The organism is Streptomyces sp. NBC_00247, assembly GCF_036188265.1.
In the GTDB taxonomy this organism is placed as follows: domain Bacteria; phylum Actinomycetota; class Actinomycetes; order Streptomycetales; family Streptomycetaceae; genus Streptomyces.
Window position 1 is genome coordinate 789,382 of record NZ_CP108093.1, and the last position, 19,549, is coordinate 808,930.

Here is a 19,549-nt window from a genome sequence, read left to right on the forward strand (position 1 = left end):
GTGGCGTGTCGACGAGGCCGCGGCTACCGGGGTACCGGCCTCCGCCCTGCGGACCCGGTCCTCAGAACTCCAGGTCCACCACGACCGGGGCGTGGTCCGAGGCACCCTTGCCCTTGCGCGCCTCGCGGTCGACGTAGGCGTCCTTCACGGCGGCGGCGAACGGGGCGTTGCCGTAGGCGAGGTCGATCCGCATGCCCCTGTTCTTCGGGAAGCGCAGCTCGCGGTAGTCCCAGAAGGTGAACGGGTGGTCGTACTTCAGAGGGCGCGGCACCACGTCGCTCAGCCCCTGCCCGCGCAGTGCGGCGAGGGCGTCCCGCTCGGCGGGGGTGACGTGGGTGGCGCCCACGAAGAGCGCCGGGTCCCACACGTCCTCGTCGGTGGGCGCGACGTTGTAATCGCCCAGCACCGCGAAGGGCCGGGGGCCCGTCGCGTCCGCGGCGACGGCACCGCGCAGCGCCTCCAGCCAGCGCAGCTTGTACGCGTAGTGCTCGTGCGTGACCTCGCGGCCGTTGGGTACGTAGACGGACCAGAGCCGGACGGGCCCGCAGGTCGCGGAGATCGCCCGGGGCTCCTCCGTACCGTCGTACGCGGGGCCGCCCGGCAGGCCCATGACCACGTCGTCGAGACCCACGCGGGAGATCAGCGCCACGCCGTTCCATCGACCGGTGGCGTTCACGGCGGATTCGTACCCCAGCTCCCGCAGTTCGTCGGCGGGGAACTGCTCGGCCGTGCACTTGGTCTCCTGGACGCACAGCACATCGGTGCCGGTGCTTTCCAGCCAGGCCAGCAGCCTCGGCAGCCGGGCGGTGATCGAGTTGACGTTCCACGTGGCGATGCGCATGGGACCCAACCTAACCGCTGCCACCGACAGTCGCGGACCTGGCCGGCTGGTGGCGGGAGAGCCCTCGAAGCCGGGCGAGTCCTCAGAACCCGGTGTGCTCCCCCGGCGCCATCCGGCCGTGGTCGCTGCCGCCGAGAGCCCCGATCTGGCTGTCGTAGATCGGCCGGGCCAGGTCGGTGAGCAGGGCGTCGTGGATGTCGATGGCCCGGCGCGGCCCGACCTCGCGGACGTAGTCGATGACCTCCGAGATCTTGCTCCACGGGGCCATCACCGGCAGCAGCAGGGTGTCGACCGGCTGTTCGGGAACGGTGAGCGCGTCGCCCGGGTGGAAGACCGCGCCGTCGACGAGGAAGCCCACGTTGGTGATGCGCGGGATGTCGGGGTGGATCACCGCGTGGAGTTCGCCGTGGACCTGGACGTCGAACCCGGCGGCGCTGAAGGTGTCGCCGTGGCCGACGGTGTGCACCCGCCCGGGGAAAGCCGCCGCCAACTGCTCGGCGACACTGCGCAGTGTCCAGATCCGGGCCGCCGGGTTGGCTTCCAGGGCCGACCTCAGCCGGCCCTCGTCGAAGTGGTCCGGGTGCTCGTGGGTCACCAGGATGGCGTCGGCGCCGACGGCCTCGTCCTCCCCGGAGAACCCGCCCGGGTCGATGACGAGGGCCTGTCCGTCCTTGTCCAGGCGGACGCAGGAGTGCCGCTTCTTGGTGAGCGTGAGGGGCGATGCGTTCATGGTCTCCATCCTGCTACGCGGGCGGTGTCGTTTCTTCCTGAATCACGGACTGGGCCACGGCGAACGCGGCCCCGGCGGCGGGAATCCCGCAGTACACGGCGGTCTGGAGCAGCACTTCCTTGATCTCGGCGGGCGTGAGGCCGTTGCGCAGCGCCGCCCGCAGGTGTGCGGCGAGGCCCTCCAGCCGGCCGGACGCGATCAGCGCGGTGAGCGTGACGCAGCTGCGGGTACGACGGTCGAGACCCTCTCGGTTCCAGACCTCGCCCCACGCGTAGCGGGTGACGAGGTCCTCGAAGTCCTCGGTGAACGGGTCGGTGGCGGCGCCGGCCCGGTCCACGTGGGCGTCGCCGAGCACCTCCCTGCGGACCTTCGTACCGACCGCGTGGCGGTCCGTACGCTCCGAGTCGACCGCGCGCGGGGCCGGCGGCGCGATCTCCGCGACCGGCGCGTACGGAGCGGAGAGCGGCGGGACGGCGGCGGGAGGGACTGACGCGACGACCGGAACGGCGCCGAGGGTGTCCTGCCAGGTGGTCGAGAAGTGGGTGAACAGCAGCTCCATCACCGCGGCCGGCTGCTCCACCGGCGCGAGGTGCGAGGCCCCCGGCACCAGGGCGAGGCGGGCGTCGGGGATGCCCGCGACCAGGGTGCGTGCCTCGGCGGGGCCGGTGACCCGGTCCTCGGCGCCGACCACGACGAGCGTGGGCACCCCGATGCGGTCCAGCTCACCGCGGATGTCGAAGGACGCGAGCGCCTCGCACGCGGCGATGTAGCACCCGGGGTCGGTGGTACGCACCATCTGCACGGCCCACTCGACGATGGCGGACTGCGCGGCGGCGAACCCGGGCGTGAACCAGCGCTCGGGAGAGCTGCGGGCGATGGGCTCCAGGCCGTTGGTACGGACGATCACCCCGCGCTGACGGAACTCGTCGGCGCTGCCGAATCTGGGCGAGGCCGCCACGAGCGCGAGCGAGGCCACCCGGTGGGGGTGACGCAGCGCGAGGTCGGCACCGACGGCGCCGCCGATGGAGCAGCCCGCGTAGCCGAAGCGCTGGATGCCGAGGGAGTCGAGGGTGGCGATCAGCCGGTCGCCGAGTTCGGCGACGGAGACCGCCGGACGGGCCGGTGCGCCGCCGTGGCCCGGCAGGTCGTACCGCAGCACCCGGTAGTGCTGGGAGAGGTCCGGTATCTGGCGGTCCCACATGTGCCATGTAGTACCCAGGGACGGCCCGATCACCAGGACCGGAGCGTCTTTTGGCCCGTCAAAGCGGTATTGGAGGGTGTTCGATGATGTCTCGCTCACCCGCCCGACCCTCTCATCTCTCACTATCTCTCACTGAACCGGGTCGGCCCTACCGGCTGCGCCCCTTCGTCTGCGGGGGCAGCCCCGCCGCCGGCCCGCCCGCCGGACGCCCGTGGAGCCCGTCCCATGTGACGGCGGCAGCGCGCAGGTCCTCCACGCCGGGCTTCACGTAGTACCTCTTGGTCGTACTCACGTTCTTGTGACCGGCCCACCGCGCGAGAATATGGTCAGGCACTCCGTTGTTGGCCAGGAAAGTCAGGCACGACGAGCGAGCGTCGTACCGCCGGTCGGTGTCAGTCGCCGCGCGGTCGCCAAGCCTGGGCCAGGCGGGTGGAGACGGTGACTGCCCACATCCACATCAGGATGCTGATGACCAGGACGACTCCCGCCACTGACCAGAGCAGTTCGCGGGTGATGTAGGACTCGCCGTTGGCGTTGATGGGGGCGGCCAGGGCCGCCGCGACAGCGCTGCCGAACAGACCGGCGAGTGCGAGGGGGGCCAGGACGGCCCACGCGGCGCTCGTCCGGAAGACCCGCAGGCCACCGGTCAGGACGGACAGCGGTGCGAGCGCCCGTCCGTGGCGGAGGAACTCGGCCACGCCACTGAGTCCGGCCGTCACGGCGAGCACGGCGATACCGAATACGCCGAACAGGACGCTCCAACGGCCTTGGTCCCGGTTGGGCATGCCGGCGGTCAGCTCGCCTTCGCCCGGAGCGCCGACCCTCGCGCCGCGCGGGAACACCTCGTACGACAACTTCTTGAGGGCGGGAACGGAGAGATCGGCCCCATCGGGGCGCAGAACCGCGAAGGTGGCATTCTCGCTGGAGGCGGCGGCGAGTCGGGCGAGCGTGTCGTGTGTGGTGCGGCGGATGTCGAGTGTGAGAGAGCCGTGGGGTGTCCAGCGGAGCAGTTCCCGCAGTCTCAGATCCTCTGGCACGCCGTCCGCCCGCGCGTCGTGCGGAGGGCAGGGGAGTCGCAGGGCGGTGAGGGCTGTGCAGTCGCCGTACAGGGTGATCGGCCCGTCGCGGCTGTCCGTCGGTGGAGTGAGCAGGACGGCCTCGGTGTCCGGGAGGCGTCGGAGGAAGGTGGTCATGTCGGCTGTGGTCACGGTGCCGTGGGTACCGACCGAAACAGCGCTGCGGCCGATGCGGTTGAGGGTGTGTTGGGCGTCGGTGCTCTGCGATGCGAACAGGCCTTGCCAGGCGATGGCCTGCATCAGCACGATGAGCGCCACGGTGATGCCGGTGACCAGACGGGCGGTGGCTCCGGGGTGTGTGCTGGTGCGGCGTCCCGCCACTAGGGTTCCGGCGAGGCCGTGTGCCTGTCCCTGTCGGGTGAGGACTCGTCCGGTGGCCATTGTGACGGTCGCTACCGCGGCGGGGAGGGTGAGCATGGTGCCCGCGGTACCTGCCCAGCCGAGGAGCATGTGCCAGGCGGAGCCTGTTCCGGCGAAGTCCGGTCCGCGTATCGCGACGAGCGTCATGACCGGGCACAGGGCGGCCAGACGAGACATCCAGGTGTTTTTGGCCGTGCTGCGGGGCCGTGTCCCTCCCGCACCCCGGCGCGGAGCGAGGTCCGCGATGACCACCGCCGCGAGGACGACGAGGAGCGCCACCACGGGCACCAGTGCGATTCCCCAGCCGTGCTCGCGAAGATACGCGGAGGAGAGCGCATAGCCGGTGTGGGGAATCCGGAGGTCGCGCAGCAGCGCGGTGGCCACGACTGCCGCTCCGAGGGCGGCGCCGATCAGGGCCGGGAGTTGGGCCTCGCCGACCGCGACGAGGGCACGGTCGCGTCGCTTACCGCCCAGAGCGGCGACGAGCGCGGTCCTGCGGTCGCGGGCGTGGGCACCGATCCGTACCCCTACCACCAGCAGGGCGAGCCCGGGCAGAACGACCATGCCGGCCACGACGGCCTCGAACATCCACTCCGGCTTGTTGTCGTACCGGCCCGAGCCGGGTTCGAGGCCGGTGGCGACCTGTCCGGCAGTCGGCCCGAACCCGCTGACCAGTGCGCTCGGCGGCTGCGCTCCCAGGCCGTCGCGCGGGCGGACGTACGCGAGCCACTCGGACGGCTCGTCCACCCCCAGCGGCCCGATGGTGCCGGCCAGTTCGCCGTACCGGAGGTCGATGTCCTCGTCCGCGCCGGCTTCCCGGAGGGCGGGGGACAGTACCGCCTGCCCGGGAGCCGGCCAGTGGTCCACGCCGGGCGGAAGCGGCGCGTTCCCCCGGTGAGGGGCGAGGTACACCACGCTGAAACGCCGCTCCCCGTCGAGCGTGTCCGATCCCACGAACCACGCGGTGGAACCCTCCGCCTGCTGCGACGCACGCTCCACCACCGGGGTCCGGGCCACCCGCCGTTCCTCCTGGCCCGTGTACACGGCGTGCACCGCGACCAGCGTGCCCAGACCGAGGACGAGAACGACCGTCGCGAGAAGCAGCGCGACGAACCGCGCTCCGCCCGCCTCCGAGCGCCGGCCCGCGACCCGGCCGACTGCCAGGAGCCTTCGCGCGAGCCCGCGCGAGTCGCCTGTGCCCTTCACTCGGCCGCTCCCTCGATGACCGTTTCCAGTGTTCCGGCGGAGAGCCGGAGCACACGATCGGCGCGCTCGGCGATGCCCGGATCGTGGGTCACGACGAGGAGCCCGCAGGAATGACGCCGGGGCAGGGCGAACAGCAGCTCCGCGGTCCGGTCGCGGGTCTCGGCGTCCAGCGCACCGGTCGGTTCGTCGGCCAGTACGAGGGCCGGTTCGTTGATCAGTGCCCGGGCCACCGCCGTACGCTGCCGCTCGCCGCCGGACAGCTCCTCACTGGTCGTAGCACTTGGCACTCCGAGGTCGTCCAGCAGACGCTGCGCCCGGTCGCGTGCGTCGCCGCGGCTGTCGCGGGAGAGCAGGGAGGCGAGTACGACGTTGTCCACGGGGCTCAGTTCCGGGAGGAGTTCGCCGAACTGGAAGACCATGCCGATCGCCCGGGCCCGCAGCGTGGCGAGCCGCGATCGCCGCAGCCCCACGATCTCCGTGCCGGCCACCTTCACCGAACCCGCGTCCGGACTGATCAGTCCCAGCACGCACGACAGCAGTGTGCTCTTCCCTGATCCGCTGGGTCCGGTCACGGCCACGGACCCTCCGGCACGCAGCGAGAGGGCGAGGTCCGTGAAGAGCGTTCGCTCGCCCGCCTTGTGTCGCAACCCTGTGATCTCCAGAACGGGTTGCCCGTCCCCCGACTCATGCACCGTACCCACCCATTCTGTCCTCGCTGTGCTGTCGTGCGTGCCTGGAACGCGACCGCGCGGTGGGGCGGTCCGGACCGCCCCACCGCGATGGAATGCTGACTACCGTCCGCCTCCGGGGCGGTCATCCCGGCCGCGCCAGTCCGGCTGCACAGCGAGGTTGACACACGCGGTGACCTTGGGGAAGTAGTTGGTGGTGTCGTTGCCGCTCACCACGGTGGTCCCGTTGCCGCTGTGGTTTTCGAGCCGTAGCCCCGTGTTGTACGGCCCCACGACGACCCGGCTGCCAATGAGGAATTGCGAATGATCGCTGAGTAGGGAATCGACAGCGAGGTCGTCCGTGGCAGGCACCCGCTTCACACCGCACGGAGGCACCCATGACTCTGATCTGGGCCGGCATCGACGCAGGCAAGACCCACCACCACTGCGTCGCGATCGACGAGAGCGGCCGCCGGCTGCTGTCCCGACGGGCTTGACGGACCGCATGAGGAATCACAGAACCGGGTCGGCCCTACCGGCCGCGCCCCTTCGCCCGGGTCGGGCGCTCCCATGTTGGCCGGGAACTGCGGAACAGCCCTGAGCGAGCGTCGTACAGCCGGACACGTCGAGTTCGAGGGTTCCCATGACCTCGTACGCGCGCCGACGCACCTGCCTGCTCGTGAACTCTTCTCCGCTTTGTGCACCGCGCCATATCGACCAGAAACTCATGGACAGCGGCGCGTCCCGCCCGCCGGCCTGCACCCAGAACGTCCAGAGCAGGTGTGGACGCCACGCCTGCCGTCGGAGCACCGGGCAACGTGTTCCAGGAGTAGCGTGCCGACCATGGACTTTCGTACCACTGTTGAACGCGCTCGCCGTCTCAAGCAGTTGCATGCCGAACACAGGCCGCTCGTACTGCCGACCGTGTGGGATGTCTGGTCGGCGCGGACGGCGGCCGACGCCGGATTCCCCGCGCTGACCATCGGCAGTCATCCGCTCGCCAACTCCCGGGGAGCCGACGACCAGGAAGGGCAGACCTTCGAAGAGGTTCTCGCCGCCGTCCGACCGATCATCGCAGCGGTCGACATCCCCGTCTCCGTCGACCTGGAGGCCGGATACGGGCAGGAGCCCGCGGACCTCATCGCCGGACTCACCGAGGCCGGCGGCGTCGGTCTCAACCTCGAGGACACCGTCCATTCCGACGGCGGCCGCGTGCGCAGCACTCAGGAGCACGCGCGCTACATCGCCGGCCTGCGCGCGGCGGCCGACGACGCCGGCGTCCCGGTCTGGATCAACGGGCGCACCGACCTCTTCCTGCACGCGGAGAAGCCGGCCGATGTCCTCGACGAGGCGATCGAGCGCCTGCGGGCCATGGAGCAGTCCGGCGCCGACAGCGTCTACCCGGTACGTATCCAGGACGACGACGATCTGCTCACGGCCGTGACCGGCGCCGTAGCCGTCCCGGTGAACTCCACCGCTCATCCCGTCAAGCACGACCTCGAGCGCTTCCGGCGCCTCGGTGTCGGCCGGATCACCTACGGCCCGCTGCTGCAACTCGCGATGACCGACGCGATGAAGAGCGCGCTCGGGCCGTGGGCTCCCTGACGAGTTGCGTGCGGCAGGGCCCCGGGAAGGGGAGGTGCCCCGCCGCACGGTCACGCCTGTCCATTCCCAATGGGTCGCGCGGGGCATAGCTCATGAACAGAGGCATACGTAAGTGGCAACATCGACCGATCGATTCCGAGAACTTCGGCGTCTCCTGTCCTCCTACGAATCGACGGGTCTCGCCTTCGACGATACCGAGAGCCGCCCCGGGGACGCACTCTCCGCCTACCTCAGTCAAACGGCGTCAGACCCAGGACGCGCGGCCGAGGCGGTAGCCGAAATCGAGGATCTCCTCACGGTCGGCCTGTTCGACGAAGAAATGGCGGAAGACGTCGATCTCCTTCCCAGGATCAATCCACCCGACGGAGAGACGGTGGAAGGGTGCCTCGCCGTCATCGGCGGCCACCTCCGAAGGAGCCTGACAGGTCCGGCAACATCCGCCCGCACCCCGCCTCGAACCGCGCAGGGGTGGGCAGAGCGCTTCCCCGAACTGGCACAGATGCTGGGAGCGTACTTCCACCAGGACTTCCCGCTGGATTACTCCTCACACAGAGAAGCCCTTGACGACTACATCTCGGATACACCCGAGAGTGACCTTCAACAAGTGGCGGAGGAAATCCGCGAGTTCCTCACCCTCAACGAATCGGATCAATCTCTCAGAAAATGGACGAGCGCACTGGGACGTGCAGTCGCCCCGCCTACGGGGGTTCAGCTGCGCCCATGGTTGGCGGACGTCCGGGCAATCATCCTCAACCAGTAGTGAGCCCTGAGCCCTTTCCAACCTCAGATTGAGGTGAGGTGAAGGGCGAGGGCGGCCTTCACTATGTCGGCGATGCGGTTGGTGCCGCACCGGAGCTTGCGGAGGAGTCGTCAGCAGCCCTTGGCCCTGGCCTGCTCGCCGAGGCAGCGGATCCGGGCGTGGCTGCTGTGGTGACGGCGCGCTTCCTTCGCTTGGGACGGCGGCCCCAAAACGGGGCCCGAACAGTCCCCATTTGACCCATTGGTGCGCCTTGTCCGCCCATCATGTGAGTCCGTCCCCGGCGAGGTTCTCGATGCCGACTCCGGACGAAAGGCTCCGGTGGGCAGGCGTCCAGTGCCACCGCCGCCCGAGCCGGTGCCGGTCGGTCCCGACACGGAGACGACGAGGCCTCGGATCGAGGAGCACCAGGGCGAGGTCTTCCGCACGAAGACCGGCAAGCCCTTCACCCACCGGCCAACCGCCAGACCCTGGTCACCGTCGGGAGCCGGCGCAACGTGCAGTGCACGAGACCAGGTCAGCGCTGGAGGCATCGCCGGTCGTGGGGCCGTCGGAGATTCCACGATGCCCCCAACGTTCCGGGCGGTACGTCTACGGAATCGTGTCCGACGAGCGAATCCGGCAAGGAGGTGGGTAACAACCTTGTGGCTACGGCTCGGTGGTGGCTGATGCGATGTTCGCCGAACCTGCCGAACCCTCGGACAGGACCGCTACGGTTACGGGTGAGGTTCCACTACCGCGACTTCCTCGTCGACCGAGTACCGAGGAAGACCCCAGCACCGACGAGGACGCATGGCCGGCGACGAGGATTACGACGAGGTCAACGCAGTTGTTCGCATCCCCAAGGGCGAGCGCCTCGCCGACTCACGGACGAACGAAGGCTGGAGTCGTGGGTTCACTCCCAAGACGAGTGACAAGGGGCCGCAGCACGTCGAGATCCGCCTGAAGGCCGAAGACGAGTCAGGTTTCGCGGACAGGCCCGAGATCGTCTACGTCACCGAGTACGTGGAGGATCAGCGTCCTCAGCTCACCCCCGGCCAACAGCTCCAGGCCGAAATCGCGCGCCAGATCATCGAGAGTCTCGTAGAAGTCGCAAAGCCCCTCGTAGCCCGCTGGTGGCACACCCAGGCCGAGCCCTTCCTCGTCGCCAAGCGCGAAGCCGTGGTGCTGAAGCACCAGGCCCGAAGAGCTCGGAAGAAGGCCTTGCGCGCCGGGGTCACGACGGCACCTCCTGTTGCCGTCCCGGAGATCGCGACGGACGCGCCTTCCCAAGGGGTGGCCGGCGCGCCCAGCAACCCGCAGGTCACTGTGACGAGCGAGCAATTCCAGCAGATGTTCACGACGTGGCTCGCCCGTGAGGACGCCCAACAGGCGCTCTGGAGCCTCATCGTGAATGCCGAGGTCGAGGATGGCGGTGCTGCCACCCTGGCATGGCAGCAGAAACTCAAAGAGCTTTCGCCTGAGCAGCGAACCGAGCGGATCACGGAGTTCTTCGCTGCCAATCCTTCGATCCTGGAGGACCTCGCTCGTCAACTCATGGGCGGCATGGCCCTCGGGCTCGGCGAGACGACTCACAGGCGCGACCGGGCTTAGGGAGGTGCCGTTTCAGGATGCCGCCTTCGCCGCCAGCACCCACGACGGCATGCCGCCCTCGCCCACCCTGCCGACAACGAACAGGGCTTCCCACTCAGAACAGCAGGCATCCGCCGCCGCGAACCCTTCGACTTCGACGGACTCACGCTCATCACCTTCTCCAGAGAGAGTCAAGAAATGGCAAACCCCCTCTAACGTTGCAGGTCAAAAAGGGTGTTCTCCGCGCGAGCGGAGGTGAGCCGTCGCGCACGATCTTGTGCTGCCAGATGCGCCGGTGTTCTCCGCGCGAGCGGAGGTGAGCCGCCGGTTCGCCCGAAGATGATGAGGCTGGCGAGGTGTTCTCCGCGCGAGCGGAGGTGAGCCGCCGCTTGTCCTGCTGCTGGTCCTTGGTGAGCGGTGTTCTCCGCGCGAGCGGAGGTGAGCCGGACAGAAGAACGACGGAACCGATGACCAGAAGGTGTTCTCCGCGCGAGCGGAGGTGAGCCGCTGTACGACGAACTGTGGAACGTCGATCCCCGGTGTTCTCCGCGCGAGCGGAGGTGAGCCGCCGCCGACCGCTTCGAAGCCGCATGCCCCGACGTGTTCTCCGCGCGAGCGGAGGTGAGCCGGCGTACCAGCGCGCTGGCTGTGAACTGCCGGAGTGTTCTCCGCGCGAGCGGAGGTGAGCCGTTGGGGCGCCGCCTGCTTGTTGGTGTTACCGGGTGTTCTCCGCGCGAGCGGAGGTGAGCCGAAGTCTTTGAATCCGCCGGACATGTCGATGGGGTGTTCTCCGCGCGAGCGGAGGTGAGCCGCTGACCACCTTCACGAGTGCCTCACACACGCTGTGTTCTCCGCGCGAGCGGAGGTGAGCCGCTGAAGAAGGTCGCGGACACCGAAGGCCGCTTGTGTTCTCCGCGCGAGCGGAGGTGAGCCGGTGCCGAGATGGGCGTTCGCGCTCGGGCCGGCGTGTTCTCCACGCGAGCGGAGGTGAGCCGGAATGTCCCGTCCGGCTGCCAGCCGAGCCAACGTGTTCTCCGCGCGAGCGGAGGTGAGCCGCTCAACCCCGTGTTCTGGACCAACGCCAAGTAGTGTTCTCCGCGCGAGCGAAGGTGAGCCGATCCGGTCGTTGGCGAGCAGACGCCATCCAGCGTGTTCTCCGCGCGAGCGGAGGTGAGCCGCCGCTGAACTCCCGGACCCTCGCCAAGCTCCTGTGTTCTCCGCGCGAGCGGAGGTGAGCCGAAGGCGCACTGGTTGATGCCGCGGCTCACCGCGTGTTCTCCGCGCGAGCGGAGGTGCGCCGTGCGGGTGGGCCGGGCTGGTCGGCATCCGGCACACCACCAGGTCGCGACGGCGCCGACCGCCCCCAGCGCACGGAGCCGGTGGCGAAGCTCTTCAAGTCGGCTATCAGGTGGTCGCGTTGGGGACGGCGGTAGCGGTCTCCTCCTGCGGCAACCTCGCTGCACTCGGCGGCCGATCAGGCGGACGACGGTGGCCCAGGAGCCAACGAGAGCCGCCGGTCGAACCCTGAGCCGCGGCCGGGCCTGGTGTCGCGCGCGATGGAGTTCCTGCCGCCGGGCAGTGCAGTCCGGCAGGCGTTCATCGCGCGGAGCGCGCCGATCTTCCTGCTCTTCGTCGTGACGTACATGACCGGTGACGATGTTCGTCAACCAGGCGGACGAAGCGCCGGAGGCGGGCCTGGTGGAGCCTCGGCGACCTCACCTGTCCGCAGATGCCGGTTCCGTTCCGGTCGGGAGCGGTGTGCCCGAGGAGGTGGTCGGTTCGCAGGCGGGGCCGCCTCGGTCCATACGGCCGCTGACCACGGCGAGTCCCAGTCCGGCCATGGCCAGGACCGCTCCGGCCAGGGTGGGCGAGGCCCAGCCCCAGCCCGCCGAGATGACGATGCCGCCCAGCCAGGCGCCGCCGGCGTTGGCCAGGTTGAACGCCGAATGGTTCGAGGCCGCCGCCATGGTGGGTGCGCTCTTCGCCTTGGCCATCAGGAGCATCTGCACGGGCGTGGTGATGAGCGCCCCGACCGCTCCGATGAAGGCGACGTTGATGAGCGCCGGCACCGTGTGGTGCACGGTGAAGTAGAACGTCACCAGCGCCGCGGCGAGGAGGACGAGGCCGCCGTACAGGGTTGGCCGCAGAGCACGGTCGGTGAGCGGCCCCGCGATCAGCGTGCCGACCGTCATCCCGACGCCGTACAGCGCGAGGACGAGGGTGGTGGAGGAGTCCGAGATGCCCGTCAGGTGGGTCAGCATCGGCACCAAGTAGCTGTAGACGGCGAAGAAACCGCCGAATCCGACCACGGCCGTGGCCAGGCCGAGGACGACTTGCCTGTTGCCCATCGCCCGCAGTTCGTGGCGGATGCCCGACTGCTCGCCGCGGGGCTGGTCGGGGACGGAGGCGGCGAGTGCCGCGAGGGCTATGAGTCCGATGACGGCGACGGCATAGTAGGCGGACCGCCATCCCAGGTGCTGGCCCAAGGCCGTACTGGCGGGAACGCCCACGATGTTCGCGACGGTGAGGCCGAGGAACATCTTCGAAACGGCCCGCGCCGCCCGTTCGGGAACGACCAGCCGGGAGGCGACGACGGCGCCGACGCCGAACAGCGCCCCATGCGGCAGCCCCGCCACGAAGCGGGCGGCGAAGAGTGTCCCGAAGCCGGGGGCGAGCGCCGACGCGGTGTTGCCCACGATGAACAGTGCGGAGAGGAGCAGCAGCAGCCGCTTGTGCGGTATTCGCGCACCGATGCCGGTGAGCAGGGGTGCGCCGACGACGACGCCGAGGGCGTACGCGGAGACGAGGTTGCCCGCGTGCGGCACGGACACGCCGACTCCGTCGGCGATCTGGGGCAAAAGTCCCATCGTGGTGAACTCGGTCGTGCCGATACCGAACGCGACGGCGGCCAGAGCCAGCAAAGCCAGCGGCATGAGGAGAAGGGACCTTTCGCAGAAAGAGGGAGGTGGGAGACGGTGAGGTCGTCCCCGGGCATTGTGTCCTAAAGGGCCGTCCCCGCGACGCGCGGTGGATCGGTGCACGGCGTCGGATGCGGTACGTCGCAAGGCGAAGGAATATCCGCGTACGGGATGTAGCGGAACCTTTCGACAGTCCGGCGGGGTGCCGCAGGCGTCGTCGCCCGCCTGCCAGGACATGCGGGACGGCCCATGGGAGCGCCGAGCCGTCACCGGGTCGGTTCGGCGTCCGGAACGCGGCACCGGGTCGTGCCCGCGGCGGAGCCGGTGGTGTGCCCCGACAGCGGCAGAGCGCTGGCTCGCGGTCGCGGAGCGTACCGCGGACTGCCCGACGCGCTGTCCGATGGTCGACGACGGCGACTCCGAGAGCTGTCTGACCCCGGTGTCCGCGCGTCCGCGTCGGCGCATCCGCACCGAGCGGACCAGAGTCGCGGAAGCGGGCATCGAGCCGCGCATCGAGCCACTGCGCGAGGAACTCAGCCCGCGTCTAGGTGAGTTGGAAGCCCAGCCGATCACCACGTACGGCATCTCGTGGACGGCCGCCCGGACCGAAGGGGTCCTGCGCGAGACGCTGGTGGCGTGCGGCACCGACGCGCGGGTGTCGCTGGCCTTCGGCGAGGGCGAGGTACGCGGCTTCACGACCTGCCGAGGTTCGAGAAGTACTGGTACGCCCGCCAGGGCGGGTTCGACCACGCCTGTCAGGACCGCCCCCTGCTCGTACTGGCGCGTTCCCGCCCTCCGGCACGGCCAGGCACGCACGGACGGCCGGCGCGGGCGGGCATCCTCCGGACCCTGTCGTACGGGTCCGCCGCCCTCACGCGTCGGCCGTCCGGATGCCCGCCCGGCACTCCCGGGCGCGTCAGCGTGTCCGGTGCGGCTGCGTCGCCGCGTCCGGTGATGCGGTCTGCCGCAGTACGGCGACCTCCCGGGGACGCAGGACGAGCGTCTCTGCGGCCGGCGGTCCCACCAGCACCTCACCGGTCAGTCCGGGCAACGGGACCTCGGCGTCACCGTGGTTCACCAGGAACACGTAGCGGTTGCCGCCGTCGCGGCGCACGACCTGTTCGACCGCGCCCCCCGCCTCCTCGGGCAGTTCGCCGGCGACCCCGGCGGGTGCGAGCAGCCCGGGAAGCAGCGCGGTCAGGCCGTCGGCACCCAGGCGGGTGGAGACGTACGTCGCCGAACCCCGGTCCGGGATGCGACGGCGGGTGACGGCCGGGCGTGCGGCGTACGTTCCGGTGCGGTAGCGGGCGAGGATCTCCACGTCGGGACCGGTGACGTCGATCCGGTCGGTCCAGAGGCTTCCTGTCAGGGCTCCGTCAACACCGGCGGCGGGGTCGGGGTCGAGGCCGACCGTGTCCCCGTCGGCCAGTGGGCCGAACTCCTCGACCCGGATGCCGAGCAGGGCGCGCAGGGCGCCGGGGTAACCGCCGAGCCAGATGTGGTCGTTCTCGTCGACGACACCGGAGAAGTAGGTGGTGACGAGGTGGCCGCCGCCTTCGACGTAGCGGGTGAGCTCCTTGGCGAGCGTCTGCGGCAATACGTGCAGGACCGGTGCGATCACGACGTCGTAGGGGCCGAGTTCGGTGCGGTGGGCGGGTACGACGTCGGCGCGGACGCCGAGACGCAGCAGCGCGGAGTACCAGTCGAGGGCCTCGCGGTGGTAGTCGAGGAGGGAGGTGGGGTGCGAGTCCTGCTCGCTGGCCCACCAGGAGTCCCAGTCGAAGAGGATCGCGACCCGGGCGGGTTCGCGCACGCTGCCGCCGAGGGGTGCGAGCGCCTCCAGAGTGCGGCCCAGCTCCACGACGTCGCGGAAGAGTTGGCTGTCCTCTCCGGCGTGCGGCACCATCGCCGAGTGGTACTTCTCGGCGCCCGCCGCGGACTGGCGCCACTGGAAGAAGCAGACGGCGTCGGCTCCGTGCGCGACGTGGAGCAGGGAATCGCGCGCCAGCTCGCCGGGCCTCTTCGGCAGGTTGATGTGCTGCCAGTTGACCGCGCTGGTGGAGTGCTCCATGAGGAACCACGGCCGGTGGCCCGCGATCCCGCTGGTGAGGTTGGCGCAGAAGGAGAGTTCGTCGCGGCTGCGCGGTCCGGTGGTGGCGTAGTGGTCGTTGGAGACGAAGTCGACCGAGTCCGCCCAGTCCGCGTAGTCCATTCCCTTGATTCCGCTCATCACCATGAAGTTGGTGGTGACCGGGGTGCCGGGGGTGATCTCGTCCAGGATCTCGCGCTCGGCGAGCAGGTACCCCTTCAACGCGTCCGAGGAGAAGCGCTTGAAGTCGAGCTGCTGGGTCGGGTTGGGGTGCGAGCCGGCCAGTCGGGGCGGCAGGATCTGTTCCCAGTCGCTGTAGTGCTGGGACCAGAAGTTGGTGCCCCAGGCGTGGTTGAGGGCGTCGAGCGTGGTGTACCGGCGGCGCAGCCAGTCGCGGAAGGCGTCGGCCGCGTCGTCGGAGTAGTCGTAGACGTTGTGGCAGCCCAGTTCGTTGCTGACGTGCCAGGCGACGAGGGCCGGGTGGTCCGCGTAGCGCGTCGCCATCTCCCTCACGAGGCGCAGTGCGTGGCTGCGGAAGACGGGCGAGGTGGGCCGCCAGTGCTGTCGCGCGCCGGGCCAGACGGTCTCGCCGGTGGCGGTCACCGGGAGGATCTCGGGGTGCTCGGTGGTCAGCCAGGGCGGCGGGGAGGCGGTGGCGGTGGCGAGGTCGACACCGATGCCACCGGCGTGCAGCAGGCCCATGACCTCGTCCAGCCAGCCGAAGTCCCAGCTGTCGGAGGTGGGTTGGAGTCGGGCCCAGGAGAAGATCGCCAGGGAGACGATGTTCACCCCGGCCTCGCGCATCAGTCTGACGTCCTCCTCCCACACCTCCCGTGGCCACTGCTCCGGGTTGTAGTCGGCGCCGTAGCCGAGCCGGCGGCTGCCGTCGGGGCCCTTCGCGTACGGGAAACGGGAGGTGCGGGGGGAGGTCATGCGCGTCCTTCCACAGGCCGGGGTTGAGAGGAGGTGACGGGGCGGTGTCCGGCGGATCGGGGGCGGTCACGGCATTGCCCCTGCCCTGATCCGCCGGACACCGCCCCCGGCGGCCTCGGGTGCTACTTCTCGACGGTGAAGCCCTGTTCGCTGCCGTACTGGAGCGACTTGTCCTGCCAGGACTTCAGCCCGTCCGACAGCTTGGTCGAGGAGATGTACGCCTTGCCGACGGTGTCGTTGAAGATCGAGTTGGAGTACACCTGGTACGGCAGGTAACTCCAGCCGCTGGGAACGCTCTTCGCGGATTCGGCGAAGATCTTGTTGGCCTTCTGGCCGCCGAAGTAGGGGAATTCGGTGTCCTGGAACTCCTTGGAGTCCAGGTCCGCGGTGGTCGCCGGGAACGCGCCGTTCTTGATGCGGGTCTGGACGCCCGCGCCGGAGTTGGCGTACTCGACGAAGGCGTAGGCGAGTTCCTTGCTCTCTCCCTGCGCGGGCAGGGCGAGCGAGCTGCCGCCGTTCTCGGCGCTGGCGTTCGCGCCGGCCTCCCACTGCGGCAGCGGGGCGACGCGCCAGTCGCCGGCGGCGTCCTTCACACCGGAGGCGAAGTTGGCGGGCATCCAGGCGCCGATCGGCAGGGTGGCGATGGTGCCGTCGCCCAGGCCCTTGTACCAGTCGTCGCTCCAGCCGGCGATCGGAGCGACGAGCTTCTCGTCGATCAGCTTCTGCCAGGTGTTGGTGTACTTGGCTGCGCCCGCGTCGGTGAAGTCGATGCCGACCTTCGTGCCGTCCACCGTGTACGGGTGCGAACCCGCCTGCCAGAGAAGGCTGGTGGTCAGACCGGCGTCACCGAGGTCGCTGGTGATGTACGCCTTCGGGTTCGCCTTGTGGAGCGTGCGGGCGGCCTCGACGTACTCGTCCCAGGTCGTCGGCACGGCGATCTTGTACGTGTCGAAGACCTTCTTGTTGTAGAAGAGCGCCATCGGCCCGGAGTCCATCGGGAGGCCGTAGACACCACCGCCGGAGGAGACCGAGTTCCAGGGGCCGGGCGAGTACGAGTCCGCCAGCTTGTCGGCGCCGTACGCCTTGAGGTCGGCGACCTGCTTCGTCAGGGCGTACTGGCCGAGCGCGTAGTACTCCAGCTGGGCGACGTCGGGGACACCCTTCTTCGCTGAGATGGCGTTCGACAGCGCCTTGTACTCGTCGTTGTTGGTGCCCGCGTTGACCAGCTCGACGTGGACCTTCGGGTACTTCTTCTCGAAGTCCTCGGCGACCTGCTTCAGCGTGGGTTCCCACGCCCACACCGTGACGGTGCCGCCCTTCTGCAGGGCGGACTGGATGTCGGACGAACCCACCGGCTTCTGGCCGGCGTCGTCGTCCGAGCCACCGCAGGCGGTCGCGCCCAGGGCCAGGGCGCAGACAAGACCGAGGCCGCGCAATAGGCGGCGTGAGTGCTGGGACATGGCGGTATTTCCACTTCCTCGTGGTTCGATCGACATGACGTGCGGACGGTGAGAGGGGGCGGGCGTCGCGGCGGACACGCGCGACGCCCGGGGCCGCGCTATTCCTTGACGCTCCCGGCGGCGAGGCCGGACTGCCAGTACTTCTGGAGGAGCAGGAAGGCGGCGATCAGCGGCACGATGGTGAGCAGCGAGCCGGTGACGACCAGGTTGAAGACGGCCTCGCCGCCGGCCGTGGCAGCCTGCTTGTTCCAGGCGTCCAGGCCGAGCGTGAGCGGGTACCAGTCGGGGTCCTTGAGCATGATCAACGGCAGGAAGTAGTTGTTCCAGGTCGCGACCGTGGTGAACAGGAGCACGGTGACGGTGCCCGGGGCGAGCAGCGGCAGCGCGACCTGGAAGAAGGTGCGCAGTTCGCCGGCGCCGTCGATGCGGGCGGCCTCCATCAGGTCGACGGGGACGGCCTCGGTGGCGAACACCCACATCAGGTACAGCCCGAACGGCGAGACCAGGGAGGGGATGATCACCGCCCAGGGGGTGTCCGTCAGTCCGATCTTGCTGAACAGCAGGAAGGTCGGGACGGCGAGCGCGGTGGTCGGGACGGCGACCGCGCCGATGACGACCGCGAACACGGCGCGCTTTCCCGGGAACTGGAACTTGGCGAGCGCGTAACCGCCGAGTACCGCGAGGAAGGTGGCGCCGCCCGCTCCGACGACGACGTAGAGCAGGGTGTTGAGGAGCCAGCGGCCGAAGACGCCGTCCTGATAGGTGAAGGTCTGGCTCAGGTTGTCCCACAGAGCGAAGTCGCCGTCGAACCAGAGGCCGAACGAACGGGACAGTCCTGTCTGGGACTTGGTGGCGCTGATGACCAGCCAGACCAGCGGGAGCAGGCTGTAGACAAGGACCACGCCGGTGACCACGGTCAGCAGGACACTGCGCCGGGGGCGTCCCGGGGTGTGTGCGCGGCGCTGTGCGCGCAGGCGCGGTACGGCCGCGCTCCTGGGGGCCGTGCCGGGTCGTGCGGTCTCGGTCATCGCACTGTTCGTCGTCATCACGCTCACGCTTCCTTGCGCATGCCGCGCAGTTGGACGACGTAGGCGACGACCATGGTGATCACGCCCATGACGATGGCGACCGTCGCCGAGTAGTTGTGCTGCTGGCCGGAGAAGGACAGCGAGTACGTGTAGTAGTTCGGGGTGTAGTCGGTGGTGATGGCGTTCGGCGCCAGCTTCTGGAGGATGGCCGGCTCGTTGAAGAGCTGGAAGCTGCCGATGACCGAGAAGATCGTCGCGATGACCAGGGCGCCCCGGATCGCCGGGAGTTTGATCGCCGAGACGACCCGCCACTGGCCGGCTCCGTCGATCTCCGCGGCCTCGTAGAGGGAGTGCGGGATCACGCGCAGCGCCGAGTAGAAGATCAGCATGTTGTAGCCGACGAACTCCCAGGTGACGATGTTGCCGATCGAGGCGAGGACCAGTCCGGAGGAGAGCGGGTCGGGCAGGTGCAGGCCGAACGCGTCGTTGATGTCGCCGACGAGGCCGAAGCGGGGGCCGTACAGGAAGCCCCACATGAGGGTGGCGACGACGGCGGGGACGGCGTAGGGCAGGAAGACGGATATCCGGAAGAACTCCTTGCCGTACAGACGTCCGCTGTCGACGGCGAGCGCGACGAAGAGCGCGATGCCGAGCATGATCGGCACCTGGACCAGCAGGAAGATTCCGACCCGGGCGACTCCGTCCCAGAACTGCGGGTCCTGAAAGGCCTGCTGGTAGTTGTCGAAGCCGACGAACGTGGTGCCGCCGATCAGCTGGGTCCGGTACAGGCTCAGGTAGACGGAGTACCCGAGAGGGACCAGGAAGATCAGGGCGAAGACGAGCACGAAGGGGCCGATGAACCCCCAGCCCGCCCATGAACGGCGTGGCCGTGTCATCGGCGGTCCGGCCGGACGGGCCCCTGTGGCCGCCGGCGGTTGCAGCGTCGTCATCTCGCGCCCCTCGCTCGTGCTTCACCAGACCGAAGAGGACGTTCACGCACACGTTCCAGGCCGGTGAACAGGCTCGCCCTGACTGCCCGCCTGGCATTATGTTTACGTAAACATTCGGTGGCGGCATGTCTACACTGCCCCCAGACGGGCGGTCA

14 protein-coding genes, 3 pseudogenes and 1 CRISPR repeat array are annotated in these 19,549 nt (G+C 69.4%); of the genes and pseudogenes, 4 read left to right on the top strand and 13 right to left on the bottom strand.

Translation table 11 applies throughout. The annotated features are described in order from the left end of the window. Positions 1–61: 61 nt before the first annotated feature. From OHT52_RS03085 to OHT52_RS03115, 7 genes and pseudogenes are all read right to left on the bottom strand, one after another. Entirely contained in the window at positions 62–841 is a 780-nt protein-coding gene (locus OHT52_RS03085; protein WP_328718563.1) for an exodeoxyribonuclease III, read from the bottom strand. A gap of 82 nt (positions 842–923) precedes the next feature. After that, positions 924–1,571 carry an MBL fold metallo-hydrolase gene (locus OHT52_RS03090; protein ID WP_328718564.1) on the bottom strand — a complete coding sequence of 216 codons (648 nt, stop codon included), beginning with the start codon at positions 1,569–1,571 and terminating at the stop codon, positions 924–926. Positions 1,572–1,584: 13 nt separating this feature from the next. Further along, positions 1,585–2,895 (bottom strand): bifunctional 3-oxoadipate enol-lactonase/4-carboxymuconolactone decarboxylase PcaDC, encoded by a 1,311-nt coding sequence (gene pcaDC, locus OHT52_RS03095; protein WP_443046471.1) that lies wholly within the window; start codon positions 2,893–2,895, stop codon positions 1,585–1,587. 25 nt (positions 2,896–2,920) lie between these two features. Next, positions 2,921–3,139 (bottom strand): annotated as a pseudogene (locus tag OHT52_RS03100) (hypothetical protein); the annotation flags it as partial. Positions 3,140–3,164: 25 nt separating this feature from the next. Beyond that, entirely contained in the window at positions 3,165–5,414 is a 2,250-nt protein-coding gene (locus tag OHT52_RS03105; protein ID WP_328718566.1) for an ABC transporter permease, read from the bottom strand. Then, positions 5,411–6,115: an ABC transporter ATP-binding protein gene (locus OHT52_RS03110; RefSeq protein ID WP_443046472.1), complete on the bottom strand. Its 705-nt coding sequence runs from the start codon at positions 6,113–6,115 to the stop codon at positions 5,411–5,413. The genes OHT52_RS03105 and OHT52_RS03110 overlap by 4 nt, the downstream gene beginning before the upstream one ends. Before the next feature lie 90 nt (positions 6,116–6,205). Continuing rightward, on the bottom strand, positions 6,206–6,454 hold the full coding sequence (locus tag OHT52_RS03115; protein WP_328718567.1) for a hypothetical protein: 249 nt from the start codon (positions 6,452–6,454) through the stop codon (positions 6,206–6,208). 471 nt (positions 6,455–6,925) lie between these two features. On the opposite strand from OHT52_RS03115, the gene OHT52_RS03120 reads away from it, so the two are divergent. Beyond that, complete coding sequence (locus OHT52_RS03120) at positions 6,926–7,687, top strand: isocitrate lyase/PEP mutase family protein (RefSeq protein ID WP_328718568.1); 762 nt, start codon at positions 6,926–6,928, stop codon at positions 7,685–7,687. A 112-nt stretch (positions 7,688–7,799) separates the two neighbouring features. Beyond that, positions 7,800–8,447, top strand: coding sequence for a contact-dependent growth inhibition system immunity protein (locus OHT52_RS03125; protein WP_328718569.1), 648 nt, complete (start codon positions 7,800–7,802; stop codon positions 8,445–8,447). 23 nt (positions 8,448–8,470) lie between these two features. Here OHT52_RS03125 and OHT52_RS31415 read toward each other — a convergent pair. Further along, positions 8,471–8,708: pseudogene (locus tag OHT52_RS31415) on the bottom strand (IS5/IS1182 family transposase); the annotation flags it as partial. A gap of 528 nt (positions 8,709–9,236) precedes the next feature. On the opposite strand from OHT52_RS31415, the gene OHT52_RS03130 reads away from it, so the two are divergent. Next, positions 9,237–10,037 carry a hypothetical protein gene (locus OHT52_RS03130; RefSeq protein ID WP_328718570.1) on the top strand — a complete coding sequence of 267 codons (801 nt, stop codon included), beginning with the start codon at positions 9,237–9,239 and terminating at the stop codon, positions 10,035–10,037. A gap of 84 nt (positions 10,038–10,121) precedes the next feature. Then, positions 10,122–10,232: pseudogene (locus tag OHT52_RS03135) on the top strand (type I-E CRISPR-associated endoribonuclease Cas2e); the annotation flags it as partial. A gap of 18 nt (positions 10,233–10,250) precedes the next feature. After that, positions 10,251–11,316: a CRISPR direct-repeat array (repeat unit 29 nt; unit sequence GTGTTCTCCGCGCGAGCGGAGGTGAGCCG). Positions 11,317–11,731: 415 nt separating this feature from the next. On the opposite strand, the gene OHT52_RS03140 reads toward OHT52_RS03135, so the two are convergent. The 5 genes from OHT52_RS03140 to OHT52_RS03160 all read right to left on the bottom strand — a co-directional run bounded on the left by OHT52_RS03140 (position 11,732) and on the right by OHT52_RS03160 (position 19,394). Then, positions 11,732–12,949 (bottom strand): MFS transporter, encoded by a 1,218-nt coding sequence (locus OHT52_RS03140; RefSeq protein ID WP_328718571.1) that lies wholly within the window; start codon positions 12,947–12,949, stop codon positions 11,732–11,734. A gap of 901 nt (positions 12,950–13,850) precedes the next feature. Beyond that, a complete protein-coding gene (locus OHT52_RS03145; protein WP_328718572.1) occupies positions 13,851–15,956 on the bottom strand; it encodes a beta-galactosidase in 2,106 nt (701 codons plus the stop codon). Positions 15,957–16,078: 122 nt separating this feature from the next. Next, a complete protein-coding gene (locus tag OHT52_RS03150; protein ID WP_328718573.1) occupies positions 16,079–17,416 on the bottom strand; it encodes an ABC transporter substrate-binding protein in 1,338 nt (445 codons plus the stop codon). Between the two features lie 98 nt (positions 17,417–17,514). Continuing rightward, complete coding sequence (locus tag OHT52_RS03155; RefSeq protein WP_328723595.1) at positions 17,515–18,444, bottom strand: carbohydrate ABC transporter permease; 930 nt, start codon at positions 18,442–18,444, stop codon at positions 17,515–17,517. Between the two features lie 23 nt (positions 18,445–18,467). After that, on the bottom strand, positions 18,468–19,394 hold the full coding sequence (locus OHT52_RS03160) for a carbohydrate ABC transporter permease (RefSeq protein WP_328718574.1): 927 nt from the start codon (positions 19,392–19,394) through the stop codon (positions 18,468–18,470). Between the last annotated feature and the right edge of the window lie 155 nt (positions 19,395–19,549).